We start from the raw sequence: 24,942 nt of genomic DNA, 5'->3' as shown, positions 1-24,942 counted from the left end.
TTCGAGCAAAGGAGACAATCATGTACCTCGCCGTCGAGATCGGAACCGTCGACGTCAATCCCGTGCTGAAGGGCGCGCTCGCGACGATCCTGTACTTCGCAGTCGGCATGGCCGTGCTGCTCGTCGGGTTCTACATGGTCGACTGGCTGACCCCGGGGAAGCTGCGCCAGCTGGTGTTCCTCGATCGGCGCCCCAACGCCGTCGTCGTCGCCGGGTCCATGTACATCTCACTCACCACCGTCATCATCAGCGCCATCACCAACAGCTACAGCCAGCTGGGTCAGGGGCTGCTCGGCGTGGCCGTGTATGGGCTGATGGGCGTGATCCTGCTGGGCATCGCGTTGCTGGCGATGCACCTGCTCATCCCGGGCAGTTTCCACGAGCACATCGATGAGGCGGAGCTGCATCCGGGATCGTTCGCGGTGGCGCTGATACTGCTCGCGGTGGGAGGGGTGACCGCCGCGGCGGTGTCATGACCTCCCCGGGGCGGTGGCGCGCCGTGCTGCTGGCCGCGGTGGCGGCGTGCGCGGCCTGCGGCATCATCTACGAGCTCGCCCTGTTGACGCTGTCGGCCAGCCTCAACGGCGGCGGGATCGTCGCCACCTCGCTGATCGTCGCGGGCTACATCGCCGCGCTGGGCGCCGGCGCCCTGCTGGTCAAGCCGCTGTTGGCGCACGCGGCGATCGCGTTCATCGCCATCGAGGCGGCCCTCGGCATCATCGGTGGGCTGTCGGCGGCGGCGCTGTACGTGGTGTTCGCGTTCCTGGACGGCTCGGTCGGCTCGACGTGGGTGCTGGCGGTGGGCACGGCGCTGATCGGGGGGCTGGTCGGCGCCGAGGTGCCGCTGCTGATGACCCTGCTGCAACGCGGTCGCACGGCCGGCCCCTCCGACGCCGGCCGCACGCTGGCCAACCTCAACGCCGCCGACTACCTGGGCGCGTTGCTGGGCGGGCTGGTCTGGCCGTTCCTGCTGCTGCCGCACCTTGGCATGATCCGCGGCGCGGCGGCCACGGGCATCGTCAACCTGGCGGCGGCCGCCGTCGTGGCCCTGTTCCTGTTGCGCCGAGTCGTCTCGCCGCGGCAGCTGGCGACGGCGCTGTGCGCGCTCACCGCCGCGCTCGCGGTGCTCGCCACGCTGCTGGTGCGCTCGGCCGACATCGAAACCACCAGCAGGCAACGGCTTTACGCCGACCCGATCGTCGCCTACCGGCACACGCCCTATCAGGAGATCGTGGTGACCCGGCGCGGCAACGACATGCGCCTGTACCTGGACGGGGGCCTGCAGTTCTCCACCCGCGACGAGTACCGCTACACCGAGAGCCTGGTCTACCCGGCGCTGGGCGGTGATTCCAAAGGCGCGCGCTCGGTCCTGGTGCTCGGCGGCGGTGACGGCCTGGCGGCCCGCGAGCTGCTGCGCCAGCCCGGCGTCGCCAGGATCGTTCAGGTCGAGCTCGACCCGGCGGTAATCGACTTGGCGCGCACCACGATGCGCGACGCCAACGGCGGCGCGCTGGACGACCCGCGCGTCAAGATCGTCATCGGCGACGCGATGAGCTGGCTGCGGGGCGCCCCGGACCGGTTCGATGCGGTCATCGTCGACCTCCCCGACCCCGACACACCGACCCTGGGCCGGCTGTATTCGACGGAGTTCTACACGCTCGCCGCCCGCGCGCTGGCCCCCGGCGGGCTGATGGTCGTGCAGGCGGGCAGCCCGTTCTCCACGCCAACCGCGTTCTGGCGCACGATCTCGACGGTCCGGGCGGCCGGCTACGCCGTCACGCCGTATCACGTGCACGTGCCGACGTTCGGCGACTGGGGCTTCGCGCTGGCCCAGCGCGCGGAGGCTGCGCCCGTACCCACGATGCCGGCCGGGGCGCCCCCGCTGCGTTTCCTCAACCAGCAGGTGCTTGCGGCCGCCGCCGTGTTCTCCGGTGACATCGGGCCCCGCGCCCTCGAGCCGTCGACCCTGGACAATCCGCGCGTCGTCGAGGACATGCGGCGCGGCTACTACTAGGTGGCGTGGTCGCCTCGGACCGCTCGCACCACCCACACCGACCCGCGGCCGCGCCGGTGCTCGTCGCGACGCACGCCGGCAAATCCGGCGGCACGACACTGCGCCGCGAAGGACTCGACCTGCTGTTCGGTCCACCCGTGGCTGGCAAAGCCCGTGGCTCCGGGCTGGACCCGTCGCTCCAGCACCAGCAAGCGCCCCGCCGGCGCCAGGGCGCGCCGGAGCTCGGCGAGCCCGGCGGTGACGTCCTTCCAGTGGTGCACCGTCTTGAGCGACCACACGACGGTCGCACCACCGTCGGGGACGGGCAGCGCTTCGGCGGTGCCCTGCGACCAGCTGATCCTCGGATGGTCGCGCGTCACGAGGCGGGCCAGGCGCAACATCATCGGGTCCGGATCCACCGCGCTGACCCGTGCGCCGCGCCGCGCGGCCGCCCGCGCCGCATTGCCTGGGCCACAACCGATGTCGACGACGCCGTCGGCGGCCGACACGTCGGCCAACTCGGCGGCCAGGCGCGCGTTGCGGCGCCCCGCGACGAGGATGCCGAGGGCGGTCACCAGCCCGATCGGACCGCCGAAGCCCGCGTGGTCGGCGTGATGGTTGACGACGGGTGGCTCGGTCATCGGTGTGCGCCGCTCACTCCTCGTCGAGGGCGGCCAACACCTCGTCCGAGAGGTCGACGTTGGTGTAGACGTTCTGCACGTCGTCGCTGTCCTCCAGCGCGTCGACGAGTTTGAACACCTTGCGGGCGCCGTCGAGGTCGACGGGAACGCTGACCGACGGCTGAAAGCTGGCCTCGGCCGACTCGTAGTCGATGCCGGCGTCCTGCAGCGCGGTGCGCACCGCGACGAGATCGGTTGGCTCGGCGATGACCTCGAAGCTGTCGCCCAGGTCGTTGACGTCTTCGGCGCCCGCGTCGAGCACCGCGGTCAGCACGTCGTCTTCGGTCAGGCCGTTCTTCTCCAGGGTGACCACGCCCTTGCGGGAGAACAGGTAGGCCACCGAACCGGGGTCGGCCATGGTGCCGCCGTTGCGCGTCATGGCAACCCGGACCTCGCTGGCGGCGCGGTTGCGGTTGTCGGTCAGGCACTCGATCAGCACCGCCACGCCGTTGGGCGCGTAGCCCTCGTAGGTGATGGTTTGCCAGTCCGCGCCGCCGGCCTCCTCGCCCGCCCCCCGCTTCCGGGCGCGCTCGATGTTGTCGTTGGGCACCGACGTCTTCTTCGCCTTCTGGATCGCGTCGTAAAGCGTCGGGTTGCCGGCCGGGTCACCGCCGCCGGTGCGGGCAGCGACCTCGATGTTCTTGATCAGCCGAGCGAACTCCTTGCCGCGGCGGGCGTCTTTGACGGCCTTCTGGTGCTTGGTGGTGGCCCACTTGGAATGGCCGCTCATCGGTGTTTCTACCTCTTCTTTTGCATTCTGCTGCTCGATCAACTCGCCCAACGAGTCTACGTGGGCGCCCGACGTCGCCGAGCGCCACGCGTCAGGCGACCCCGTTGACGATGTCGACGAACATGTGGTGGATGCGGCGGTCGCCGGTCATCTCGGGGTGAAACGCCGTCGCCAGCACGGGGCCCTGCCGCACCGCGACGACGTGGCCCGCCGCGCGGGCCAGCACCCGCACGCCCTCACCCGTCCGCTCCGCCCAGGGCGCGCGGATGAACACCGCGCGCACCGGGTCGTCGAGGCCCGCGAACTCGATGTCGCCCTCGAACGAGTCGACCTGCCGACCAAAGGCGTTGCGCCGCACCGTCATGTCGATCGCGCGCAGCGGCAGCGCCTGCCGTCCCCTGGCGCCGGCGTCGAGGATCTCGCTGGCGAGCAGGATCATGCCCGCGCACGCGCCGTAGGCCGGCAGGCCCTCGGCCAGCCGCCGGCGCAGCGGCTCGAGCAGCTCCAAATCGAGCAGCAGGTGGCTCATGGTGGTGGATTCGCCGCCGGGGATGACCAGCCCGTCCACCGCGTCGAGCTCGTCGCGGCGGCGAACCGGCATCGACTCGGCTCCGGCCTCGCGCAGCGCCGCCAGGTGCTCGCGGGTGTCGCCCTGCAGCGCCAGGACCCCGACCCGGGGCAGGCTCACGGCTGGTACCCGCGCCGATAGCGGGTCAGTCCCTCCTGCATGACCGCCGCGACCATCTCGCCGGTCTGGGTGAAGATCTTGCCCTGGCACAGCGAGCGACCGCCGCTGGCCGACGGCGACGACTGGTCATACAGCAGCCACTCGTCGGCCCGGAACGCGCGCATGAACCACATCGCGTGGTCCAGCGACGCCACCTGCAGGTGCTCGCGCACGTCGAGGTGGGTGACCTGCGCCGAACCCAGCAGCGTGAGGTCGCTCATGTAGGCCAGCGCGCAGATGTGCAGCACCGGGTCGTCCGGCAACGGGTCGCGGTGGCGAAACCAGACCTGCTGCTGGGAGGCCTTGCCCGGCAGGAGCTGCAGTTGGTCGCGGGGCACGATGCACACGTCCCACTCCTCGAACTGCTTGAACCCGGCGTCGTCGAACACCTTGATCGAGTCGAGGCCCGGCAGGCCGTCGGGCGGCGGCGCGGCCGGCATCGGGTCCTGGTGGTGGATGCCTTCCTGGTCGGTCTGGAAGGACGCCCCCATGCTGAAGATGATCTCGCCGTGCTGGATGGCGTTGACGCGCCTGGTGGCAAACGAGCCGCCGTCGCGGGTGCGCTCGACGATGAAGACCGTGGGCTGGTTGGCGTCCCCGGGCCGCAGGAAGTACCCGTGCAGCGAGTGAACCTGGTAGCGCGGGTCGACGGTGCGCACCGCCGAGACGAGCGACTGCCCCGCCACGTGCCCGCCGAAGGTGCGCTGGAAATATCCCGACTCCGGGCTGAACACCCGACCGCGGTAGATGTTGACCTCGAGTTGCTCGAGATCAAGGATCTCTTCGATCGCCACCAATAGCCCTAGGCTTACCAGCCGCGTTCGGCCAGGCGATGCGGCTGCGCGAGCTGCTCCACGTTGATGCCCACCATCGCCTCGCCCAGCCCGCGCGACACCTTGGCCAGCACGTCGGGATCGTCGTAGAAGGTGGTGGCCTTGACGATCGCGGCGGCGCGGTGCTCGGGCGCGCCGGACTTGAAGATGCCCGAGCCGACGAACACGCCCTCGGCGCCGAGCTGCATCATCATCGCCGCGTCGGCGGGCGTGGCGATGCCGCCGGCGGTGAACAGCGTGACCGGCAGCTTGCCCGCCCGGGCCACCTCGACGACGAGCTCGTGGGGGGCCTGCAATTCCTTTGCCGCCACATACAATTCGTCCTCGGACAGCGACGTCAGCCGGCGGATCTCGCCGCCGATGGCGCGCATGTGCGTGGTGGCGTTGGAGACGTCGCCGGTGCCGGCCTCGCCCTTGGAGCGGATCATGGCCGCGCCCTCGCTGATGCGCCGCAGCGCCTCGCCGAGGTTGGTCGCGCCGCAGACGAACGGCACGGTGAATTTCCACTTGTCGATGTGGTGGGTGTAGTCGGCCGGGGTCAGCACCTCGGATTCGTCGACGTAGTCCACGCCGAGGCTCTGCAGGATCTGCGCCTCGACGAAATGCCCGATCCGCGCCTTGGCCATCACCGGGATGGTCACCGCGGCGATGATGCTCTCGATGATGTCGGGATCGCTCATCCGCGACACCCCGCCCTGGGCGCGGATGTCGGCCGGCACCCGTTCCAGCGCCATCACCGCGACGGCGCCGGCACCCTCGGCGATCCGGGCCTGCTCCGGGGTGACGACGTCCATGATGACGCCGCCCTTGAGCATCTCGGCCATGCCGCGCTTGACGCGCGCGGTGCCCGTCACCGCCTGGTTCGACTCGACTGGCTTCTTCTGTTCGTCCATTGCGCTTCCACTCTAATGGTCAGCGACAAGCGAGTTTGCTCGTGATCAGCGGATCGACTCGAGCAGGCCGGGGTTGCGGTCGCCGTCCGCCAGCCCGTTGGCCGCGGGCAGCAATTCGCCCAGTTGCAGCGGGTATACCTGCTCGCCCGCCGCGGTCAGGGCGGCGATGTCATTCGCGTCACACCACCGGGCGCCGTGGATGTAGCTGCGTTCCAGCTCGGTCCGCCCCACCAGGGACGGCTCGAACCGGCTGGTGCGATGGACCAGGTAGAACTCCTCGCTGTCGATCAGCGAGCCGTTGAACTCGAAGACCTCGTCGCGCCGCCAGATCGGCCCGACCATGTCGGTCGGCGAGACCCGCAGGCCGGTCTCTTCGGCCAGTTCCCGCGCGGCGGCCTCGGCCAGCCGTTCGCCGCTGCCCACCTCGCCGCCCACCGTGAACCACCAGCGGGGCGCCGCTCCGTCACCGAACGCCGGGTTCGCCGGGTCGGACCCGCACAGCAGCAGCACCGCGCCGGTCTCGTCGAGCAGCACCACCCGCGCCGAGGTGCGGTGACTGGGCACGCCCGCCTCGCCGTGCGCCAGCGCGTGCGGGCGCTCGGCGATCTCGAAATAGCTTGGCAGCGCGGCGGTGCCGCCGAGCCGGAAGGCGCGCACCATGGGTCGTTCGGCCAGGGCCAGGGTGTCCCGAACGGCGTCGTTGTGAAAGCGGCGGGCCAGCACCAGGCGCGCCTCGGCGTCGGCCAGCTCGCCGATCAGGCCCGCCGGCAGCGCCGCCGGATCGACCCTCGCCAGCGCGGCGGAGAGCTCGTTTTCGCACGACTCGCGCGCGGACCGGGGCGCGCGCTCGGCGGCGTCGGCCAGCGCCGCGAGCCGGCCGCCCTCGGCGGCACCGCCATAGGCGTCGATCGCGACGGCGCGCGCCACCACCGCGCGGCGCGCCAGCGCACCGTCGAGCGCCTGCCACGACAGGTCGTAGCGGACGTTCAGCCGGTCCAGCCGGTTCGCGGTCCGGTAGGCCCACGCGCCCAGCACGACGAGCACGACGCCGAGCGCCGTCATGGCGAGGATCGCCCACGTCATCAGCTGGCCACCTGCACCTTGGCCCCCGCACCGGCGACCGTCTCGTACACCCGCATGATCTGGCTGGCCACCACCGACCAGTCGTAGCGGTGCACCGCCGCCGTCGCGGCCGCCGCGTAGCGCTTGCGCAGCGCGGCGTCGTCCAGCACCTCGTTCAACGCGTCGGCCAGCGCGGCGCCGTCGTCGACGGGCACCAGGCGCCCGCATTCGCCGTCGCGCAACACGCGCCGGAAGGCGTCCAGGTCGCTGGCCACCACCGGGGTGCCGGCGGCCATCGCCTCGACCAGGACGATCCCGAAGCTCTCCCCTCCGGTGTTGGGCGCGCAGTAGGCGTCGGCGCTGCGCAGCGCCGACGCCTTGCCCGCGTCGTCCACCTGGCCGAGAAAATGCAGACGGCCCGCCAATTCGCCCGCCTGCGCGCGCAATTCGTCCTCGTCGCCGCGACCGACGATCAGCAACTGCGCATCCGGATGCCGCTCGACCACACGAGGCAGCGCTTCCAGCAGCACCGCCATGCCCTTGCGGGGCTCGCCGAAGCGTCCCAGGAACAGCACCGTCTTGCCCGGCCGCGGATAACCGTCCAACCGGGGGGCCTTGGCGAAGAACGTGACGTCGACGCCGTTGGGGATCTCCACCGCGTCGGTGCCCAGGGCCTCCATCTGCCAGCGCCGGGCCAGGTCGGACACCGCGATGCGGCCGACGATCTTCTCGTGCATCGGCCGCAGGATGCCCTGAAAGACGCTCAGGGTCAGCGATTTGGTGGTCGACGTGTGGAACGTCGCCACGATCGGGCCCTCGGCGATGTTCAGCGCCAGCATCGACAGGCTCGGCGCGTTGGGCTCGTGCAGGTGCAGGACATCAAAGTCACCCAGCATGAGCCACCTCTTCACCTTGCGGTGGGTGGCCGGGCCGAACCGCAGCCGGGCCACCGACCCGTTGTAGGGAATCGGGACGGCCTTGCCCGCGGAGACGACGTAGTCGGGCAGCGACGCGTGCGGCGAGACCGGCGCCAGCACGCTCACCTCGTGCCCGCGGGCGCGCATCACCTCGGCCAGCTGCAGGACATGGGACTGCACCCCGCCCGGCACGTCGAACGAGTACGGACAGACCATCCCGATCCGCATCAGGTCGCCCTCAACCTCGCCCGCTTCGCGTCCGACAGGTCGGCCAGCCACTGCGGCTGCATCATGTGCCAGTCCTCGGGGCGGGTGGCGATGCCTGCGGCGAACCGATCGGCCAGCGCCTGGGTGATGGCACGCACGTCGCCGCTGCTGCAGTCCAGGGGGGTCTGCAGGTCAACGCCCCAGCCGTCGCCTTCGAACCAACACAGCGCGGGCACCAGCGCCGCCCCGGTCGCGACGGCGAGGCTCGCCGGGCCGGCCGGCATCCGGGTCGGCTCGCCGAAGAACTCGACCTCGACGCCGGTGCGGGTCAGGTCGCGCTCGGCCATCAAGCACACCACGCGGTTGTCCCGCAGCCGGTCGCACAGCACCTCGAAGGGCGAGCGGTCGCCGCCGGACAGCGGCAGCACCTCGAAACCGAGGCCCTCGCGGAAGTCGATGAAGCGCCGGTACAGCGACTCCGGCTTGAGGCGCTCCGCGACGGTGGTGAAGGTGCCGCGCGTCTGCGCCAGCCACACGCCGGCCATGTCCCAGTTGCCGCTGTGCGGCAACGCGCACACCGCCCCGCGGCCCCGCGCCAGCGCCCCGTCCAGATTGCCTTGCCCCAACACCGATTCGTTGAGCTGGTCGGCCAGCGCGGCCAGATCCATCGTCGGCAGGCGGAAGGCCTCCCGCCAATACCGCGCGTAGGACGCCAGCGAGGCGCGCATCAGCTCGTCGGGCACCTCCTCCGGCGGCACCCCGATGACGCGGGCCAGATTCTTGCGCAGCTGGTCGGGTCCGCCGTTGCGGGCCGCGTAACGGGCCCCGGCGCCAAAAGCGTTGCGCGCGGCGAACTCCGGCATCGTCCGCACGGCAACCCAGCCGGTCGCATATGCCCAGTCGGTGGCCGTGCCGCGGGTCAGGCGGGCCAGATCCCGGATCACGGCATCGGCTCCGTCGCGCCGGCAGACGTCCGGACGGCGTGCAACCGCTGCGCGCAGGTCACCAGGCTGGCCGCCGCCAGCAGCCACATCGCCACCGGCAGCGCGGGGGGCCACGCCACGAACGGAAAGTCCGACACACCGGCGCCGACGAGCACGATGATCAGCCGTTCGGGCCGTTCGATGATGCCGCCGTCGCCGCGCAGCCCGCTGGCCTCGGCCCGGGCCTTGATGTAGGAGATCACCTGCGAGGTGACCAGGCAGATCAGCGTCGCCACCACCAGCGGCTTGTCGTGCATGCCGAAGGCGATCCACCACAGCAGGCCGCAGAACACGGCGCCGTCGCTGACGCGGTCGCACGTGGCGTCCAGCACCGCGCCGAAGCGGGTGCCGCCGCCCCGCTCCCGGGCCATCGCGCCGTCCAGCATGTCGAAGAGCACGAAGAACCACACGACGCAGCCCCCCGCGAACAGCTTGCCCGTCGGGAAGAGCGTGAGCGCCCCCGCCACAGATCCGGTGGTGCCGAGGATGGTGACGGCGTCGGGCGTCAGCCCCACCCGCAGGCAGGCCCGGGCGGTCGGGCTGGTGAGCCGGGCGAAAGCCGCCCGCGACAGGAACGGCACCTTACTCATGAGCTTCGGGCCCACTCCGTGGCCAGCAGCTGGCGGGTTTCGCGCAGCAACTGCGGGATCACCTTCGACCCGCCGATGATGGTGATGAAGTTGGCGTCGCCGCCCCAGCGCGGCACGACGTGCACGTGCAGATGTTCGGCCAGCGACCCGCCCGCCGACGTGCCCAGGTTGAGACCGACGTTGAAGCCGTGCGGCCGCGACACGTTCTTGATGACGCGAATCGCCTTCTGCGTGAAGGACATCAGTTCCGCGCTCTCCGCGTCCGTCAGGTCCTCGAGCTCGGCGACCCGCCGATACGGCACCACCATGAGGTGCCCGGGGTTGTACGGGTACAGGTTGAGCACGGCGTAGACGAGTTCGCCGCGGGCCACCACCAGCCCGTCCTCGTCGGACAGCTGCGGGATCTCGCTGAACGGCTGGTCGGGTTTGCCGTTATCCTGCTTCATCGGCGCTTCGGCCAGGTAGTTCATCCGATACGGCGTCCACAACCGCTGCAGGTGGTCCTGTTCGCCGACGCCCCGGTCGAGGATCGTGTCGTCGCGCTGCTCGTCACTCACCGCCGACCACTTTCAGCGATTCGGCTGTGGGAGCGGTGTTTTCGCGGTCGGCGATCCACTTGACGATGGCGTCGACCGCGCTGTCACGGGCCACGCCGTTGATCTGCGTGCGATCACCGAAGCGGAAGCTCACCGCCTGCGCGGCCACGTCGCGGTCGCCGGCCAGCAGCATGAACGGCACCCGCTGGCTGGTGTGGTGGACGATCTTCTTGGCCATCCGGTCGTCGCTGCCGTCCACCTCGACCCGCACGCCATGCGACTTCAGCTGCGCGGCAACCCCTTCCAGATAGGCCACGTGCTCGTCGGCGACCGGGATGCCCACCACCTGAACCGGGGCCAGCCACGCCGGGAACGCGCCCGCGTAGTGCTCGGTCAGGATGCCGAAGAACCGCTCGATCGACCCGAACAGCGCGCGGTGGATCATCACCGGGCGCTGACGCGTCCCATCCGGCGCGGTGTACTCCAGCTCGAAGCGCTCCGGGAAGTTGAAGTCCACCTGGATGGTCGACATCTGCCAGCTGCGGCCCAGCGCGTCGCGGGCCTGCACCGAGATCTTCGGGCCGTAGAACGCCGCGCCGCCGGGATCGGGCACCAGTTCCAGGCCGGACTCCGCCGCCACCTCGGCCAGGGAGTTGGTGGCCTGCTCCCACATCTGGTCGGAGCCGACGAACTTCTCGGGGTCCTTGGTGGACAGCTCCAGGTAGAAGTCCTCCAGCCCGTAATCGGCGAGCAACTCGAGCACGAACCGCAGCAGCGACGCCAGCTCGTCGTGCAGCTGTTCGCGGGTGCAGAAGATGTGCGAGTCGTCCATTGTGAACCCGCGGGCCCGGGTCAGCCCGTGCACCACGCCGGACTTCTCGTAGCGGTACACGGTGCCAAACTCGAAGAGCCGCAACGGAAGCTCGCGATACGACCGCCCGCGCGAGGCGAAGATCAGCGTGTGCATCGGGCAGTTCATCGGCTTGAGGTAGTAGTCCTGGCCCGGCTTGCGCACCGTCCCGTCGTCGTTGTACTCGGCGTCGAGGTGCATCGGCGGGAACATGCCGTCGGCGTACCAGTCCAGGTGGCCCGACGTGTGAAACAGCTGCGCCTTGGTGATGTGCGGGGTGTTGACGAACTCGTACCCGGCCTCGATGTGCTTGCGCCGCGAATACTCCTCCAGCTCCCTGCGCACCACGCCACCGCGGGGGTGGAAAACCGCCAGGCCCGAACCGATTTCGTCGGGGAAGCTGAACAGGTCCAGTTCGGCGCCCAGCCTGCGGTGGTCGCGGCGCTGGGCCTCCTCGATCAGCTCGAGGTGGTGGTCGAGGGCCTCCTGCGACTCCCACGCGGTGCCGTAGATGCGCTGCAGGCTGGCGTTGTTCTGGTCTCCCCGCCAATAGGCGGCGGAGCTCCTGGTCAGCTTGAACGCCGGGATGTGCTTGGTGGTCGGGATGTGCGGCCCCCGGCACAGATCGCCCCAAACCCGTTCCCGGGTGCGGGGATTGAGGTTGTCGTAGGCGGTGAGCTCGTCGCCGCCAACCTCCATTATTTCGGCCATCGACTCGGCCCCGACGGACTTGTCGTCGACGAGTTCGAGCTTGTAGGGCTCGCCGGCCAGCTCGGCGCGCGCGGCGTCCTTGGACTCGTAGACGCGCCGGTCAAACAGCTGACCGTCCTTGACGATCTGGCGCATCCGCTTTTCCAGCTTGTCCAAATCCTCCGGCGTGAACGGCGCGGCCACGTCGAAGTCGTAGTAGAAGCCGTCGGTGATGGGCGGCCCGATGCCCAATTTGGCTTGCGGGAATAGGTCTTGGACGGCCTGGGCCAGCACGTGCGCGGTCGAGTGCCGGATGACGCTGCGGCCCTCATCGGTGTTGGCCGCGACCGGGACGACCTCGGCGTCGGCGTCGGGCACCCAACTCAGGTCACGCAGCTTGCCCCCGGCGTCGCGCACCACCACGATCGCGTCGGGCGCCCCGCGCCGAGGCAGCCCGGCCTCGCCGACCGCGGCGGCCGCCGTGGTCCCGGCGGGCACCCGGATCGGGGCGGCGGGATCGGGCTGTCTGGCGGCGCTCATCGGGTTTGGTCTCCAAGGCTCGGTGGGTCGACGACCATGCTATCGGGGTAGTCCGCAGCCGAGCAGGGCCGTCGACGTTGTGCGTACCGACAACGCCCGACGCCGACGCGGATTGCCGATACCGCGATTGCCGTGCCTAGTGCCCACCGCGTGGAGCCGCATCCACGGTAATTTGCTCAGTCATCCTCCGCCGGCGGCACCGTCAACACATGGGTGATGAAGTCCGCAAACGCGTACATGAAGTTGCGCAAAAACTGTTCCGTGTTTTCGTTGGTGACCTCCCCCGTATTGGTTATCAGGTTGGCCGTGAACTGGATGTAGGCCTCGGGGGAACTCATCTGTGGGGAATCGCAATAGCCCAGCACGCTGCGCAAGTGTTGCTGGCCCACCGCGGTGCCGATTTTGCCCGGCGAGGCGCCAATGACTGCCGACGGCTTACGCGAAAACGAATTGGTCCCCCAGGGGCGGCTTGCCCAGTCGATGGCGTTTTTCAAGCCTCCCGGGATACTGCGGTTGTACTCCGGCGTCACGAATAGCAACGCGTCAACCGCGCCGATGGACTCCTTGAGCGTCCGCCCGGCCGGGGGATAGTCGGTGTCGAAGTCCCGGTTGTACACCGGGAGATCCCGTATCGAAATCTCGACGAAATCCAGACTGTCTGGGGCCAAGCGGATCAATGCCTTGGCCAACAGCCGGTTGATGGACTCCTCCGACAGGCTGCCGATGATGTAGCCGACCCGGTAGCTGCTCACAGCATCACCACTTCAGGCTCCGTTGACTCGCGCGAATTCGGCGCACACTCAACCGTCCTCTGCTACCCCGTGGCTAGCAAGCCCTTTCTTGGTTGCGCCCGAGCACTGGGCCGGCGGCCGATCAGCGGAATCGTTGCCCGTACCGGGCTACAGCGTCGTCGTGCACGGTAGCGGCGAAGTCCAGGCGCTCGCCACGCACGTACCCGATTACACCGAGTGCCGTGAGGACGGCACCCGCGACCCACGCCGTCCACCCTGCGCCGTCCCCGGCGAACCCCGCAACCCATGGCGATAGGAACAGGGCGAAACCCGTGCAAGCCAGCGTCAAGAAGTCGTGGGTGGGATCGACGGCGAGCAGCGACAAGACGGCGCACACGCCCGCCAGCACCCCTAGGCCGATCGTGACGCCGCTTCCGGCGACGGTCGTGTGCGCCGCGATGCCCAGCAGGACGGTGGCGAGGCCCACGAGAAGCGCCGCCCGCCCGATCCAAAAGCTCAGCGCACTGCGCAGTGCCTGGCCGACGCCCAACTCATTGATGCGATCCCCGGTTGCCGCCTTGTCGCCCAGCCAGCCGATGGCGCCAAGGACCATGGCTACGCCGCCGGCAACCCAGCACGTCCAGGAGGCGCCGACGTCGGCGTTGTAGCCGTTCCCCAAGAACGGGACGACGACCATGGCCAGGCCGACGACGAGCAGGCCCCAGTGGTCGGGTGTGCGGTTGCGGGCGACTAAGGCCAGCACCCCGAAGAAGGCGATAAACGCGCCGAAGCCGAATGCGAAGCCCTCCCCGACCCGCGTCGAGCTGGACGCGAACGCGGCCACGACCGCGCAGACACCAAGTGCTATCGCGGACCAACCGATCCATGCTCTATCCGGAGCTACAGACATCTGAAGCGAGTACCCACACCTGTGCGTCTCTACTCCGCGGCCTGGGAGTCTCCGTCGATGGAGATCGTTTGTCCCGAGATGGATTTCGCGGCATCCGAGGCGAGCAGGACACGGTGGACGCGCTCGCCCGCGACCGCGCCGGGCGCGATCGCATTGGCCCGGATGCCATCACCGCCCAGTTCGATGGCGAGGGTCTCGGTGAAGCCATGTCCGATGAACGCGGCCGGCATTGCGTCGACCCCGGCGGGGGCGGTCGCCCGCGAGTCCGGCCGTGCATCATCTGGCATTTCTCACTCCTCCGTGAAAGCGGCTACGTTCCAACGGCTTTACGGTTTTGCCAGCCACGCCAGCGCCGCGACTGCCAGCGCTTCGGTACCGGTGTCGAGAGTGGGCTGAATGACGGGCGCGAACGTTGGCGCATGGTTGACCGGGATGTCCTCGCTGACCCGGCCCGCCGATTCGGCTTCGTGATAGGCGCCGGGATCGGTTCCACCGATGCCCCAATAGCTGTAGGGCGTGTTGAGGGCGTTGGCAATGTCGCTGAAGTCTTCGCTCGCGGTCTGCAGCGGTAGATCGCATGACCGGTCGCCGAAACGATCGTCGAACGCGGCGCGCAGCCGCTCGGTGACCGTCGAATCATTGATGGTCGCCGGGTAGTGGTCGAAAAATTCGAAGTCGGGATCTTTCGGGGATCCCGACGCCCGGCATTCGGCGGTGACGATGCGCCGGATCGCGGCGAGGATCTTGTCGTGGGTGTGCTCGCGGTAAGTACGTACGTTTAGTTCGAGCACAGCGCGGTCGCCGATCACGTTGCTCTTGGCGCCCGACTCGATCCTCCCGATCGTCAGCACCGCGGGATCGGTCGGCGCGACCTCGCGGGAGACGACGGTCTGCAACCGGATCACGATCATGGCTGCGAGCACCACGGGGTCGACGGTCGCCTGGGGCATCGAGCCGTGTCCGCCGCGGCCGTACACGGTGACTCGCATACTGTCCGCGGTCGTCAGGACGGGCCCGGGTCGCGTGCGGACCTGACCGGCCGGAAAGGGCAGGACGTGTTGGGCGAGCGCGACGTCGACGTGGCCGACCAGTCTCGCGAGTTCGTCGTCGACCATGCCGCGTGCGCCGTCACCGACTTCCTCTGCGGGCTGAAACAACGCGATCGCGGTGCCCTGCCACTGTGCGCGCGCGTCGGCGAGCAGCGCGGCCGCGCCGAGCAGGCAGGCCACGTGAACGTCGTGCCCGCAGGCGTGCATCACCGGCACCTCGTTACCGTCCGTATCGGTGGCGATGACTGCGCTGGCATACGGGAGGCCGGTGTTTTCCTGCACCGGCAGCGCGTCCATGTCGGCGCGCAACAACACCGAAGAACCATCGCCGTTGCGCAGGATCCCGACGACGCCGGTACCGCCGATGCCCTCGTGGACGTCGTAGCCGAAGCCGCGTAGCCGTTCGCTCACCGCTGCCGCCGTGACGTGTTCCTGGTGCGACAGTTCCGGATGCTGATGGAGGTTTCGGTAAAAGTCCTCCTGCCACTCACGGGTTTCGGCCAGGCCGGCAAGCACAAGTGCGCAAGGTGAATCGCTATTCATCCGTCAAGCCCTTCCCGTTCCGGGTCGTGCGCACACCTTTGCGAGACCTGCGCCGCGAGAAAGGTGTTGCCGGAGACCAGGCGTCGGCGGCCGGCAACATCCAGCCACGCCACTGCGCAAGCCAGCACAGCACTGTCCCGCTCAGTGCGCCCACCAACAGCCCCGGGGTCGGATGGTTTCGGTAGTTGAAAAACACCAGCACGCCGCTCGCGGCGAGCGCACACGTGGCATACAACGTGTTGCCGCCGAAGATTCCCGGCACGCGACGCATGACAATGTCTCGCGTTGCGCCCCCGCCCACCGCCGATATCGTGCCCAGCAGCAGCGCAGCCAGCCAGCCGAGGCCCACGGCGAGCGTCTTGTGTGCACCGGCCGCCGCCCAGCATCCCAACGCCAACGCGTCCACAATCGGCCACAACCAATTCCAGACTCGGCCCTCGACGCGGAAGGCGAACGCGATCGCCGCTCCCGCCAATGCCGTCAAGAGATACGCGTAGTCGGTAAGCGCAACCGGGGTGCCACGCTGCAGCAGAGTGTCGCGGATCATGCCGCCACCTAGCCCCGACAACACGGCGAGCGCGCCGAACCCGACGGGGTCCAGCTTCTCCTTGCGGGCGACCACACCGCCCAGCAGAGCGTTACCGAACACACCAGTCAGGTCCACCGCTCGGAACAAATCCGTCATTGTCATGTCCGCGAGCGCCACACTGAAAACCCCTTCGCCGCATTGCCTAGGTCAAGTCACGGGTACCGCGCGGACTGGTGCCGGGCGCCCTCAGGGCTGGCCGGGCTTGAGCCGCACGAACAACGCGTCGGCCTCGGTCAGCAGGGTGTCGCCGTCGCTCAGCCGGCCCGACACGAAGATCTTGCGCCCGTCCACCCGGTCGATGCCGGCCTCGAACTGCAATTCCTTCTCGATCGGCACGATGTGGCGGTAGTTGATCTTGAGGTAGGCGGTGCGCTGGCGGGGGCCCCCGGTGATCACCGAGGACGTCAACCCGAGCACGGAATCGAACAGCATCCCCAGGGCGCCGCCGTGCACCGCGCCGTTGCGGCCCAGGTGAAAGCGGGCGAAGCGCGCCCAGCCGTGGATGCGGCCGTCCTCGCCCTTGCTCGCCTTCATCGGGATGCTCAGGATGTTGCCGCGCATGGGCAAATCCATCCGGCGCCCGGACGGCGACTCCCATTCGTCGGTGTCGAAGGGGGTCAGCAACGCCGAAAGCTTCTCCAACCGATCCGCGGCCTCGGTGATCACCTCGTCTGGAGCGTCGACGGCGCGGGCGTGGTCCTGCAGTCTGCGCACGGCGTCGACGAACCGGCCGTAGTCGGGGCCGCCCTTGGTGGTCGGTTCGGGCGGGTTGAATCCGCCGCCAGGGTGTCTGTGATGGTCGCCGGCCACCAGCACACCGTATTGCCCCCGGCCAGCGAGGCGGTCTCGGGGCCTTAGACCGTCTGCTGAGCCCCCGCGGTCGCCAGGGTCTCGAACTCCTCGTCGCTCAGCGTGATCTCGGCGGCGGCGACGTTCTCCTCCAGGTGCGCGACGCTGGACGTGCCGGGGATCGGCAGCATCACGGGCGAGCGCTTCAGCAGCCACGCCAGCGCCAGCTGCGACGGCGTCGCGTCGTGGTCGGCGGCGATGCGCTGCAGCGGGCCGTCCGGCGCGGCCAGCGGGCCGGCGGCCAGCGGGAACCACGGAATGAAGCCGATTCCCTGGCTGGTCGCGACGTCCAGCAGTGGTTCGGCCGCCCGCGACGCCAGGTTGTACATGTTCTGCACTGACACGATCTCGGTGACCTGCTGCGCCGCGGTGAGCTGGTCGACGTCGATCTCGGACAGCCCGATGTGGCGGATCTTGCCCTCGTTCTTCAGCGTCTGCAGCTCCCCCACCTGGTCGGCCAGCGGGTAGTCGCGGTCGATGCGGTGCAGCTGGAACAGGTCGATGGTGTCGACACCGAGGCGGCGCAGGCTCATCTCGCATTCCTGGCGCAGGTAGGCGGGATTGCCCAGCGGGACCCAGACGTCCGGGCCGGTGCGCAGCAGCCCCGCCTTGGTCGCGATCACCAGGCCGTCGTAGGGGTGCAGCGCCTCGTGGATGATCTCCTCGGAGACGTAGGGGCCGTAGGAGTCCGCGGTGTCGATGAAATTGACGCCGAGTTCGACGGCGCGCCGCAGGACCCGCACGCATTCGGCGCGGTCGGCGGGCGGGCCCCACACGCCCTTGCCGGTGATGCGCATGGCGCCGAAGCCGAGCCGGTGGACGGTCAGGTCGCCGCCGAGGGTGAACGTGCCGGATGCTTGGGCAACAGTCTGAGTGGTCACTCTCACGACCGTACGCTGAACACGTGGACCTAGCAGCACTCGAAGAGCTTCCGCTGACCTACCGGGAGGTGGGCGCGACCGCGAACGGCGAGCTGCCCGCCGGCTACGACCATCAGCATGTGGAGCGCCAAATCGGCAGCTGCCAAGAGCGTTTCGAGCAGGCCGCGGACGCGGTCATGCGCTGGGGCATGCAGCGCGGATCCGGGCTGCGCGTGCAGGCCAGCTCCGAGGTCGCCGTCGTCGACGCGGTGTTGGTGGTGCGGATGGGCTTTCTGCCCGCGCCCTGTCGCGTGGTGTACGTCGTCGACGAACCCGACATGCGCGGCTTCGCCTACGGCACCCTGCCGGGGCACCCGGAGTCCGGCGAGGAGCGCTTCGTCGTGCGCCGCGACCCGAACACCTCCGCGGTGTACGCGGAGGTGTCGGCGTTCTCCAGGCCCGCGGCCTGGTGGAGCAAGGCCGGTGGGCCGCTGGTCAGGGCGGCCCAGCGCGTCATCGCCCGGCGCTACCTGCGGGCGGTGTAAGTTCGACGATCCTTCCACGATCGGCGGCCGAGCCCGCGACACGTAAAGCACTGCGAAGACGCGCCGGGCAGGCTCGCAACGGTTTATGTGTCGGCGAGGCGGCCCAGCCCCGCAGGCGTGGCGCTAAGATCCCCAGCTGGCCAGCAAACGCTCTGCGCCCGCGCACATCTGCTCGATGACCTCCCCCACGGACGCGTCGTCGCGGATCATCCCGACGCCCTCGCCCGCGTCGACCGGGGCGACGCGGCGATCGTCGGCGGCGATCGCGGCCGAGAGCTCGTCGCGCGCGGGCGGATCGAGTGCGTCCTCGTGTCCCGTCCAGCGCGCCACGAAGTCGTTGGCCAGCACCCGCGACGGGAACCGGGCCGGCCAGGGCAGCCCCTTGGCGACGTCGAAGACGCGGGTGATCGCCGTGTCGGTGGCCCGGGCGGCGATCAACGCCCGGCGGCTGCCGGCGCCGGTCAGGGCCTCCGGGCAGGCCGCCAGGCGGGTGCCGACCCACGCCCCGCTCGCGCCGGCGGCCAGCACGGCGGCCAGGCTGCGCGGCGAGGCAATCCCGCCGCCGGCGAGCACCGGCACGGACACCGCATCCAACACGGTGTCGAGCAACGGCAGCGTGCCGAGCCTGACCTCGCCGTGCCCGCCGCCCTCCGCGCCCCGCGCGACCAGGACATCGACGCCCGCGTCGACGGCGCGACGGGCGCCCGGGCCGTCGTAAATCTGTGTGACGGTGGGGATTCCGGCGTCATGCGCCTTCGCGACCCACGACCAGTCGGTGCCGAAACTGACCGACAGCAGCGCGGGCCCGGCGGCCAGCGCGTCCTCGAGCAGGCCCTCCTCGTTGCGCATCACCCAGTCCACCAGGCCGATCCCGAACCTGCCGCGCACGTGCGGCAGCTGGGCCCGCAGCAACTCGCGGCTGCCGTCGCTGCCCATGCCGACCATGCCCAGCCCACCCGCGGCGGTGACCGCGGCGGCCAGCCGGCCGCCGGCGACCCCGCCCATCGGGGCGTTGACGATCGGCACCCGCAGCCCGAAACTCCTCGACCAGGGCGTGGACAGCATCGGGCTAGTGGGCCGCCCCGGGCTGGCTCTTCAGCACCGTCAGCATCACCACCGAGTCCTCGACCGCGTGCAGGGCGTGCCGTTCCGCCGGGATCGCGACGTAGTCGCCGGCCTTGCCCTCCCAGGCGTCGCCGCCGGCGGTCAGGCGCACGTGGCCCTGCAACACCTGCAGCGTCGCCTCGCCGGGGCTGTCGTGCTCGGAGAGGTCATGGTCGGCGAGCAGGGCCAGCACGGTCTGCCGTAGCTCGTGGGTGTGGCCGCCGTGGATGGTGTGCGCGGCGCGGCCGCTGTGCGACTTCCCCGCCTCCGCCAGCTTTTCGGAGGCGAGCGCGGTCAACGAGATGGATTCCATAATCGGCCCCTTCGGTCGTGAGAGCTTGCACTCAGGCGGTCAATAGCAGTATCCCCGCCACGAGCAGGGCCACGGCTTTGACCGCCTCGAAGCCGACATAGACGTAGTGGGCATGGGACCGCGGTCCCTCCGACCCTGCGAGCACCTGGTCGGAGCGGCGGGTCAGCCGCGGGCGCACCGCGACCAACTGGATGGCCAGCGCGGCGATGGCCACGCCAAACGCCACTGCGATCCGCGGCGGCGTGGGCCCCGCCACCGCGATGGCGACGATGACGAGGGCGAAGGCCACCTCGACGGTGTTGAGCGCGCGAAAGACCAAGCGCCCGATGCCGAGTCCGATCTGCGGCGTCACGTTGGGCGCGCGGAACTTCAGCGGGGCCTCCAGGAACGAAATGGCCAGCACCATGCCGAGCCAGACGAAGGTGACCGCGACGGCGATCGCCGGTCCCGTGCTCACCTGCCGGCCCCGACCGGGTTGAGGTGCGCCAGGCACAGGTCCGGTTCGACGAACGCGTCGAGCCGGTCGACGGAAACCGGCGCCGCCATCGTCTCCAGCGCGCCCTGCATCAGCCCGAGGTGGACGGGGCACACGACCGCGCCGCGGGTCTCGGCCAGTTCCAAGAACGGGCAGTGTCGCAGGCCGACCAGTTGCCGCCCGTCCGACGTCCGGCGCTCCGGGGCGAATCCCAGCTCGTCGAGCACCCCGACCAGGTGGTCGATGGCTTCCTCGGCGCTGGTGGCCTGCGCCGCCGGCTCCGGGGCCGATCCCAGGTTGCGTCCCCACGCCCGACCGGCGGCCATCGCCTTGCCGCGCGGATCGCGGTCGGCGGCCAGCGCCTCGGTCAGGATCTGGGCCAGGAGTCGGTAGTGGCGCGTGCCGCCGCGGTCCATCTGCCGGACCGCGGCGAACATCAACGGCGGCCGCCCGGGCCCCCTGCGGCCGTGCTCGACCTGCTCCACCCGCCCGTCGGCGACCAGGCTGTCGAGGTGGAAACGCACGGTGTTGGGATGCACGCCGAGTTGCTCGGCGATCGCGACGATGCTCATCGGGCCCGGCGACGACCGCAATAACCGCAGCACCTCGCGGCGGCGGTGACCCGTAGGTTCTCCGGCTGACGTAATCCCGCTCACGCTCCTTTGGTCTCGCCGACCCTGGGCTGGGCGGCGACCAGCGGTGTGTCGACGCCGAGGGCGCCGACCTTGGCCGCCCCGCCCGGCGACCCCAGCGGCTCGTCCCGGCCGGGCAGCACTTCGGTGAAGAACGCCTCATTATCGGCCAGGTACGGTCTGAGCGCCTCGGGGAGGTCGTCCTCGTAGTAAATCGCCTCCACCGGGCACACCGGCTCGCATGCGCCGCAGTCCACGCATTCGTCGGGGTGGATGTACAGCGTCCGACCGCCCTCGTAGATGCAGTCCACCGGGCACTCCTCGACGCAGGCCCGGTCCATCACGTCGATGCACGGCTTTCCGATCACGTATGTCATGCGCCACAGTTTACACAACTCAAGTTGTAAAAACCAGGCCGTTGCGGAGAACCGGTGCCAGACAACGAACTTGACGTGCGCGAGCTGCGCACGCCGGACACGCACCCGTCGGCCTGCGCTACCTCACCGTGCACCGGCGGCGCCAAGCGCTCGTCCTGGAGCCTTCGGCGAAAACCTCCGCGCGGCAAGCGGTCTGATGGCGCGTCCGACGGGCCGAGGACGCCGCGTCGCCCGCAAGCCCGCGGCGCGTACCGGGTCTTCCGCCCGTCCGGCTGGTGACAAACGCCTCTGACCGGAACGCGTCCACCTCAATACCGTCGTGCATGAAAGGCAACGGGCCAACGGATTTGCGAAAAATTGAGGACACGTCATGGCAGCTATGGGAATCGTCGTGGGCATCGACGACTCACCGGCAGCGAGGGTTGCGGTGCAGTGGGCGGCCCGCGAGGCCGAGCTGCGAAACATCCCGCTCACACTCGTTTACGCCATTTCCCCGGAGGTTTCGACGTGGCTGCGGACGCCCGTGCCGGCCGGCGTGCTGCGCTGGCAGCAGGATCACGGGCGCCGACTCATCGACGGCGCGCTCAAGGTCGTCGAGGAGGCGACCGCGCCCGGCGGCCCCGCCGTGGTGAACACCGAAATCCTGGCGGCGACCGCCGCTCCCACCCTGATCGAGAAGTCCAAAGAGGCGCAGATGGTGGTGATGGGGGCGCAGGGCAGTGGGCGGTGGCCCGGGCGGTTGCTCGGCTCGGTCAGTTCGGCCCTGCTACGTCACGCGCAGTGCCCGGTCGCGATCGTCCATGAGGAGGACCCGTCGATCTTTGCGGCCAGTCAGTCGCCGGTGTTGGTCGGCATCGACGGCTCGCCGGCGTCCGAGGTGGGCACCGCGATCGCCTTCGATGAGGCCTCGAGGCGTCGCGTCGGCCTGGTGGCGGTGCACGCGTGGAGCGACCTGGACGTATCGGAATGGCCGGGTATCGATTGGCCCGCAACACGATCCATGGCCGAGGAGGTGCTGGCCGAGCGGTTGGCGGGTTGGCAGGAACGGTATCCCGACGTGCAGGTGACGCGCGTCGTCGCGCAGGCTCAGCCGGCGCGCCGGCTTGTCGAGGCATCCAAAGAGGCTCAGCTGGTCGTGGTGGGCAGCACGGGCCGGGGCGGATTCGCCGGCATGCTGGTGGGCTCGGTCGGCGAAACCGTCGCCCAACTGGCACCGGCGCCGGTCATCGTGGCGCGCGAGGCGCTCGCCTAGCTTTCCCTTTGGTGCGGACTAGCGGACGACGAGGACCGAGCATTCGGGATGGCGGAAAAGCGGATGCCCGGACGGGCCGACGAGCCGCGCCAGCTGGCCGGCCTCGTCGCCGCCGATCACCGCGAGCTGCACTCGCTCGTCATTGGCGGCCAGGAAACCGGCGATCGCGTCCTTCGTGGTGATCGGATAGACACGCACCTCGGGATGGCGCCGCCGCCAATCCTGCACACGCCGTTCGAACTCCCCGTCGGCGTGATCGCCGAGCTCCTCCGGCGGCCCGCCGAGCACGAGCATGGGTGCCCGGCGCAATTTCGCCTCCGCCACAGCGTATTTGACGACGACGTCGTTGCCCGGTGCGTCGGTCATCCGGACTACGATCCAGTTGATGTCGGGGGGTGCCTGCTCGACATCGGTGCGCAGCACCGCCACCGGGCAATGCGCCTTCTCGGCGAGTTCGGTTGCCGTCGAACCCAGGATCGCGCGGGCGTAGCGCCCGATCCCGACGGACCCGATGCAGATCATCTCGGCATTCCAGGATGCCTCCACCAGCAGCGGCCCAGCCGGACCACGCAGGATGTCGGTTTCGACGGTGACCGTATTGCGGCTGGCTTCGATCGCTGATCCCGCCTCGCACAGCGCCTTCTCGGCGTGCGCGAGGTCGCGGGCGTAGTCGTCCGTGGACGGGTGTGTCAGTTTCATGACCGCGACGAGGCGCACCGGCGCGCCGCGGCTGATGGCCTCGTCGGCGCACCACAGCGCGGCCGCGATCGCCGCCGGCGAGCCATCTATGCCCACAATGATCGGTTTCATAAGCCCGCCACTGCGGGTCCCGGCTGGGCGAGCCGGTAGACATCCATCAGCCGGGTGAGATCGCTGGGCGTGACGATGCCGACCACGTCGCCGCCGTCGATCACCAACGCGCGGCTGCGGGGGCCGACCGGCGCCATCCGCTCGAGCAGCGCCGGCAGCGGCTCCCGCGGCGCCGCGCTCGGCACCGCGTCCAGCGGCAGGGCGATGTCGACCACTCGGGTGGTGCCGCGTCGGGCCGGTGCAACGTCGCGCAGCTGGCTCAGCGTGACCAGCCCGACGATCGACCCGTTCGGGTCGGCCACCGGATACGCCGAGTGGCGGTCCCCCAGCACATAACGCTGGATGAAGTCGTCGACGGTGATCCATCCGGGAGCGGAGTGGGGTTGGGCGGTCATGGCGTCCGAGACGCGCACCCCGGCGAAAAGCTGCCGGGTGGTTATCCGTGTCTCTTCCTCGCGACTGGCGGCGAAGATGAACCAGCCGATGAACGCCAGCCACACGCCGCCGACGAGGCCACCCGCGACGAACTCGGCCAACCCCAATGCGATCAGGACGAAGGCGACGATCCGGCCGGCATGCGCCGCGCCGATCCCGGCACGAACGATGTCGCCGTGCCTGCGCCACAGATACGCCCGCAAGACGCGGCCGCCGTCCAGCGGGGCGCCCGGCAACAGGTTGAACAGGCCCAGGAGCAGATTGACGGCCGCCAGCCACGAGGCGACCCCGACGACGACGGGCGCGGCCCCCACGCTGCGCAGCGCCGCGACCAGCCCGCCGAACGTCGCCGCCAGCGCCAGGCTGGTGGCGGGGCCCGCGATCGCAATCCGGAAGGCCGCTTTCGGTGTCTTCGCCTCGCCGCCGAGACTGGTCACCCCACCGAACAACCAGAGCGTCACACTGTCCACGGCCACCCCCGCGCGCCGGGCGGCGACCGCGTGCGCGAGCTCGTGTGCCATCAGCGACGCCAGCAGCACCGACGCGCCACACACTCCGGCCAGCCAATAGGCCACGATGGAATACCCTTTGACGGTGCTCGGCAGCGTGCTCGCCAGGCTCCAGGTGAATAGCCACAGGATGACCAGCACGCTCCAGTGCACCTTCACCGGGAAACCGGCGACCCGCCCCAGCGGGATCGCATCGCGCACTTTTTGACCTCCAAAGTCGTTGACGGGAAAGGGTTTCGGTTAGCCGAGTTCAACGGCGGACCGCGTCGGCGTTGCTATCGCGGCCCGCTCGACCCGGTGCTTGACGCCCAACAGCAAAGCTCGTGTGCCCAGGGCGATCACCGGCCTGAGCAGTTCCATGGCGAACACCTCGCCGGGGTGGCGCAGGGCGATCCTGACGCGGGTGAGGAGCCGCACCCGGTCTTCCCAGTGCGGCTGAATATGGAAGGACCACACCGCATTCCAGCGCCCATCCGCAAGCGTGGCGTTGAGCGCCACGTACTTTTCGGCGACGAGCTCGGCGACAGTCAACGTCACCCCGTCGGGGAGGCCCATCCAGCCCTCGGGCGCCACGCGCACCACGTCCCCGACCGCAAGTGGCGGCGACCCCGGGTGGGAATCGGCGTCGCGGCGGCGCCGGCCCGTCTGCAGCAGTTCGGACCAGACCGCGGATACCGGCGCGTCGATGTACAACCGCCTCGGTTGTCTGAACGGCCGGGTTGGTCGCG

At 69.8% G+C, this 24,942-nt stretch carries 30 protein-coding genes; 4 read left to right on the top strand and 26 right to left on the bottom strand.

What is annotated here, in order from left to right; genetic code table 11:
• Positions 1-20 precede the first annotated feature (20 nt).
• Both A5787_RS08615 and A5787_RS08610 read left to right on the top strand, forming a co-directional pair.
• Complete coding sequence (locus tag A5787_RS08615) at positions 21-476, top strand: DUF350 domain-containing protein (protein WP_066964598.1); 456 nt, start codon at positions 21-23, stop codon at positions 474-476.
• Positions 473-2,014 (top strand): polyamine aminopropyltransferase, encoded by a 1,542-nt coding sequence (locus tag A5787_RS08610; protein ID WP_066964595.1) that lies wholly within the window; start codon positions 473-475, stop codon positions 2,012-2,014. Before A5787_RS08615 ends, A5787_RS08610 begins: the two co-directional genes overlap by 4 nt.
• Here the strand turns inward: A5787_RS08610 and A5787_RS08605 are convergent.
• The 18 genes from A5787_RS08605 to A5787_RS08520 all read right to left on the bottom strand — a co-directional run bounded on the left by A5787_RS08605 (position 2,011) and on the right by A5787_RS08520 (position 17,783).
• Complete coding sequence (locus A5787_RS08605; protein WP_066964592.1) at positions 2,011-2,634, bottom strand: class I SAM-dependent methyltransferase; 624 nt, start codon at positions 2,632-2,634, stop codon at positions 2,011-2,013. The genes A5787_RS08610 and A5787_RS08605 overlap by 4 nt on opposite strands.
• A 13-nt stretch (positions 2,635-2,647) precedes the next feature.
• Positions 2,648-3,403 (bottom strand): YebC/PmpR family DNA-binding transcriptional regulator, encoded by a 756-nt coding sequence (locus A5787_RS08600; RefSeq protein WP_066964589.1) that lies wholly within the window; start codon positions 3,401-3,403, stop codon positions 2,648-2,650.
• 91 nt (positions 3,404-3,494) lie between these two features.
• Positions 3,495-4,091: a pyridoxal 5'-phosphate synthase glutaminase subunit PdxT gene (pdxT, locus tag A5787_RS08595; RefSeq protein ID WP_066964587.1), complete on the bottom strand. Its 597-nt coding sequence runs from the start codon at positions 4,089-4,091 to the stop codon at positions 3,495-3,497.
• Positions 4,088-4,924 (bottom strand): acyl-CoA thioesterase II, encoded by an 837-nt coding sequence (tesB, locus tag A5787_RS08590; RefSeq protein ID WP_066964684.1) that lies wholly within the window; start codon positions 4,922-4,924, stop codon positions 4,088-4,090. The genes pdxT and tesB overlap by 4 nt, the downstream gene beginning before the upstream one ends.
• A 14-nt stretch (positions 4,925-4,938) precedes the next feature.
• Positions 4,939-5,856, bottom strand: coding sequence for a pyridoxal 5'-phosphate synthase lyase subunit PdxS (pdxS, locus tag A5787_RS08585; RefSeq protein WP_066964585.1), 918 nt, complete (start codon positions 5,854-5,856; stop codon positions 4,939-4,941).
• Positions 5,857-5,901: 45 nt separating this feature from the next.
• Entirely contained in the window at positions 5,902-6,939 is a 1,038-nt protein-coding gene (locus tag A5787_RS08580) for an NUDIX hydrolase (protein WP_066964583.1), read from the bottom strand.
• On the bottom strand, positions 6,939-8,063 hold the full coding sequence (locus A5787_RS08575; protein WP_066964580.1) for a glycosyltransferase family 4 protein: 1,125 nt from the start codon (positions 8,061-8,063) through the stop codon (positions 6,939-6,941). The genes A5787_RS08580 and A5787_RS08575 overlap by 1 nt, the downstream gene beginning before the upstream one ends.
• Positions 8,063-8,986 carry a phosphatidylinositol mannoside acyltransferase gene (locus A5787_RS08570; RefSeq protein WP_066964579.1) on the bottom strand — a complete coding sequence of 308 codons (924 nt, stop codon included), beginning with the start codon at positions 8,984-8,986 and terminating at the stop codon, positions 8,063-8,065. The genes A5787_RS08575 and A5787_RS08570 overlap by 1 nt, the downstream gene beginning before the upstream one ends.
• Positions 8,983-9,615: a phosphatidylinositol phosphate synthase gene (gene pgsA / locus A5787_RS08565; RefSeq protein WP_066964681.1), complete on the bottom strand. Its 633-nt coding sequence runs from the start codon at positions 9,613-9,615 to the stop codon at positions 8,983-8,985. The genes A5787_RS08570 and pgsA overlap by 4 nt, the downstream gene beginning before the upstream one ends.
• The gene (locus tag A5787_RS08560) at positions 9,612-10,172 is read right to left on the bottom strand and encodes an HIT domain-containing protein (RefSeq protein WP_066964576.1); all 561 of its coding nucleotides are present in this window, start codon (positions 10,170-10,172) and stop codon (positions 9,612-9,614) included. The genes pgsA and A5787_RS08560 overlap by 4 nt, the downstream gene beginning before the upstream one ends.
• Entirely contained in the window at positions 10,165-12,231 is a 2,067-nt protein-coding gene (thrS, locus tag A5787_RS08555; protein ID WP_066964574.1) for a threonine--tRNA ligase, read from the bottom strand. The genes A5787_RS08560 and thrS overlap by 8 nt, the downstream gene beginning before the upstream one ends.
• A 176-nt stretch (positions 12,232-12,407) precedes the next feature.
• On the bottom strand, positions 12,408-12,983 hold the full coding sequence (locus A5787_RS08550) for an NADPH-dependent FMN reductase (protein ID WP_066964572.1): 576 nt from the start codon (positions 12,981-12,983) through the stop codon (positions 12,408-12,410).
• Positions 12,984-13,104: 121 nt separating this feature from the next.
• A complete protein-coding gene (locus tag A5787_RS26490; RefSeq protein WP_231993895.1) occupies positions 13,105-13,806 on the bottom strand; it encodes an SPW repeat protein in 702 nt (233 codons plus the stop codon).
• Between the two features lie 95 nt (positions 13,807-13,901).
• Positions 13,902-14,159 carry a hypothetical protein gene (locus tag A5787_RS08540; RefSeq protein WP_197506990.1) on the bottom strand — a complete coding sequence of 86 codons (258 nt, stop codon included), beginning with the start codon at positions 14,157-14,159 and terminating at the stop codon, positions 13,902-13,904.
• Positions 14,160-14,198: 39 nt separating this feature from the next.
• Positions 14,199-15,437 (bottom strand): amidohydrolase, encoded by a 1,239-nt coding sequence (locus A5787_RS08535; RefSeq protein WP_197506991.1) that lies wholly within the window; start codon positions 15,435-15,437, stop codon positions 14,199-14,201.
• Between the two features lie 19 nt (positions 15,438-15,456).
• On the bottom strand, positions 15,457-16,170 hold the full coding sequence (locus A5787_RS08530) for a trimeric intracellular cation channel family protein (RefSeq protein ID WP_066964565.1): 714 nt from the start codon (positions 16,168-16,170) through the stop codon (positions 15,457-15,459).
• A 69-nt stretch (positions 16,171-16,239) separates the two neighbouring features.
• Positions 16,240-16,863, bottom strand: a complete 624-nt coding sequence (locus A5787_RS08525; protein WP_369829095.1) for a PaaI family thioesterase — start codon at positions 16,861-16,863, stop codon at positions 16,240-16,242.
• A gap of 44 nt (positions 16,864-16,907) precedes the next feature.
• Positions 16,908-17,783 carry an aldo/keto reductase gene (locus A5787_RS08520; RefSeq protein ID WP_197506989.1) on the bottom strand — a complete coding sequence of 292 codons (876 nt, stop codon included), beginning with the start codon at positions 17,781-17,783 and terminating at the stop codon, positions 16,908-16,910.
• Between the two features lie 23 nt (positions 17,784-17,806).
• On the opposite strand from A5787_RS08520, the gene A5787_RS08515 reads away from it, so the two are divergent.
• A complete protein-coding gene (locus tag A5787_RS08515) occupies positions 17,807-18,307 on the top strand; it encodes a DUF1990 family protein (protein WP_066964669.1) in 501 nt (166 codons plus the stop codon).
• Positions 18,308-18,430: 123 nt separating this feature from the next.
• On the opposite strand, the gene A5787_RS08510 is transcribed toward A5787_RS08515, so the two are convergent.
• From A5787_RS08510 to fdxA, 5 genes are read right to left on the bottom strand one after another with little or no spacing between them, the layout of a single operon-like run.
• Positions 18,431-19,372, bottom strand: coding sequence for a nitronate monooxygenase family protein (locus tag A5787_RS08510; protein ID WP_066964563.1), 942 nt, complete (start codon positions 19,370-19,372; stop codon positions 18,431-18,433).
• Positions 19,373-19,376: 4 nt separating this feature from the next.
• Entirely contained in the window at positions 19,377-19,724 is a 348-nt protein-coding gene (locus A5787_RS08505; protein ID WP_066964561.1) for a cupin domain-containing protein, read from the bottom strand.
• Positions 19,725-19,755: 31 nt separating this feature from the next.
• Complete coding sequence (locus A5787_RS08500) at positions 19,756-20,181, bottom strand: hypothetical protein (RefSeq protein WP_066964559.1); 426 nt, start codon at positions 20,179-20,181, stop codon at positions 19,756-19,758.
• Positions 20,178-20,855 carry a metalloregulator ArsR/SmtB family transcription factor gene (locus A5787_RS08495; RefSeq protein ID WP_066964557.1) on the bottom strand — a complete coding sequence of 226 codons (678 nt, stop codon included), beginning with the start codon at positions 20,853-20,855 and terminating at the stop codon, positions 20,178-20,180. Before A5787_RS08495 ends, A5787_RS08500 begins: the two co-directional genes overlap by 4 nt.
• Positions 20,852-21,208 (bottom strand): ferredoxin, encoded by a 357-nt coding sequence (fdxA, locus tag A5787_RS08490; RefSeq protein WP_066964556.1) that lies wholly within the window; start codon positions 21,206-21,208, stop codon positions 20,852-20,854. Before fdxA ends, A5787_RS08495 begins: the two co-directional genes overlap by 4 nt.
• A 370-nt stretch (positions 21,209-21,578) precedes the next feature.
• On the opposite strand from fdxA, the gene A5787_RS08485 reads away from it, so the two are divergent.
• Positions 21,579-22,460: a universal stress protein gene (locus A5787_RS08485; RefSeq protein ID WP_066964554.1), complete on the top strand. Its 882-nt coding sequence runs from the start codon at positions 21,579-21,581 to the stop codon at positions 22,458-22,460.
• Between the two features lie 18 nt (positions 22,461-22,478).
• Here A5787_RS08485 and A5787_RS08480 read toward each other — a convergent pair whose 3' ends face one another.
• From A5787_RS08480 to A5787_RS08470, 3 genes are read right to left on the bottom strand one after another with little or no spacing between them, the layout of a single operon-like run.
• On the bottom strand, positions 22,479-23,270 hold the full coding sequence (locus A5787_RS08480; protein WP_066964552.1) for a universal stress protein: 792 nt from the start codon (positions 23,268-23,270) through the stop codon (positions 22,479-22,481).
• Positions 23,267-24,415, bottom strand: a complete 1,149-nt coding sequence (locus A5787_RS08475) for a site-2 protease family protein (RefSeq protein ID WP_066964550.1) — start codon at positions 24,413-24,415, stop codon at positions 23,267-23,269. The genes A5787_RS08480 and A5787_RS08475 overlap by 4 nt, the downstream gene beginning before the upstream one ends.
• 39 nt (positions 24,416-24,454) lie before the next feature.
• Positions 24,455-24,907, bottom strand: a complete 453-nt coding sequence (locus tag A5787_RS08470; RefSeq protein ID WP_369829094.1) for a hypothetical protein — start codon at positions 24,905-24,907, stop codon at positions 24,455-24,457.
• Positions 24,908-24,942 lie beyond the last annotated feature (35 nt).

This window comes from Mycobacterium sp. 852002-50816_SCH5313054-b, from assembly GCF_001667185.1.
Classification (GTDB): Bacteria; Actinomycetota; Actinomycetes; order Mycobacteriales; family Mycobacteriaceae; genus Mycobacterium.
Note: the sequence above shows the minus strand (reverse complement) of the source record. Positions and strands in the feature narration are given on the sequence as shown.

Coding starts and splice junctions, on each gene's coding strand:
- A5787_RS08605 (WP_066964592.1), bottom strand. CDS start 2,634: ATGACCGAGCCACCCGTCGTCAACCATCACGCCGACCACGCGGGCTTC.
- pdxS (WP_066964585.1), bottom strand. CDS start 5,856: ATGGACGAACAGAAGAAGCCAGTCGAGTCGAACCAGGCGGTGACGGGC.
- A5787_RS08540 (WP_197506990.1), bottom strand. CDS start 14,159: ATGCCAGATGATGCACGGCCGGACTCGCGGGCGACCGCCCCCGCCGGG.
- A5787_RS08510 (WP_066964563.1), bottom strand. CDS start 19,372: ATGCTGTCCACGCCCTGGTCGAGGAGTTTCGGGCTGCGGGTGCCGATC.
- A5787_RS08615 (WP_066964598.1), top strand. CDS start 21: ATGTACCTCGCCGTCGAGATCGGAACCGTCGACGTCAATCCCGTGCTG.
- A5787_RS08610 (WP_066964595.1), top strand. CDS start 473: ATGACCTCCCCGGGGCGGTGGCGCGCCGTGCTGCTGGCCGCGGTGGCG.
- A5787_RS08575 (WP_066964580.1), bottom strand. CDS start 8,063: ATGCGGATCGGGATGGTCTGTCCGTACTCGTTCGACGTGCCGGGCGGG.
- thrS (WP_066964574.1), bottom strand. CDS start 12,231: ATGAGCGCCGCCAGACAGCCCGATCCCGCCGCCCCGATCCGGGTGCCC.
- A5787_RS08600 (WP_066964589.1), bottom strand. CDS start 3,403: ATGAGCGGCCATTCCAAGTGGGCCACCACCAAGCACCAGAAGGCCGTC.
- A5787_RS08505 (WP_066964561.1), bottom strand. CDS start 19,724: ATGGAATCCATCTCGTTGACCGCGCTCGCCTCCGAAAAGCTGGCGGAG.
- fdxA (WP_066964556.1), bottom strand. CDS start 21,208: ATGACATACGTGATCGGAAAGCCGTGCATCGACGTGATGGACCGGGCC.
- A5787_RS08485 (WP_066964554.1), top strand. CDS start 21,579: ATGGCAGCTATGGGAATCGTCGTGGGCATCGACGACTCACCGGCAGCG.
- A5787_RS08580 (WP_066964583.1), bottom strand. CDS start 6,939: ATGACGTGGGCGATCCTCGCCATGACGGCGCTCGGCGTCGTGCTCGTC.
- A5787_RS08480 (WP_066964552.1), bottom strand. CDS start 23,270: ATGAAACCGATCATTGTGGGCATAGATGGCTCGCCGGCGGCGATCGCG.
- pgsA (WP_066964681.1), bottom strand. CDS start 9,615: ATGAGTAAGGTGCCGTTCCTGTCGCGGGCGGCTTTCGCCCGGCTCACC.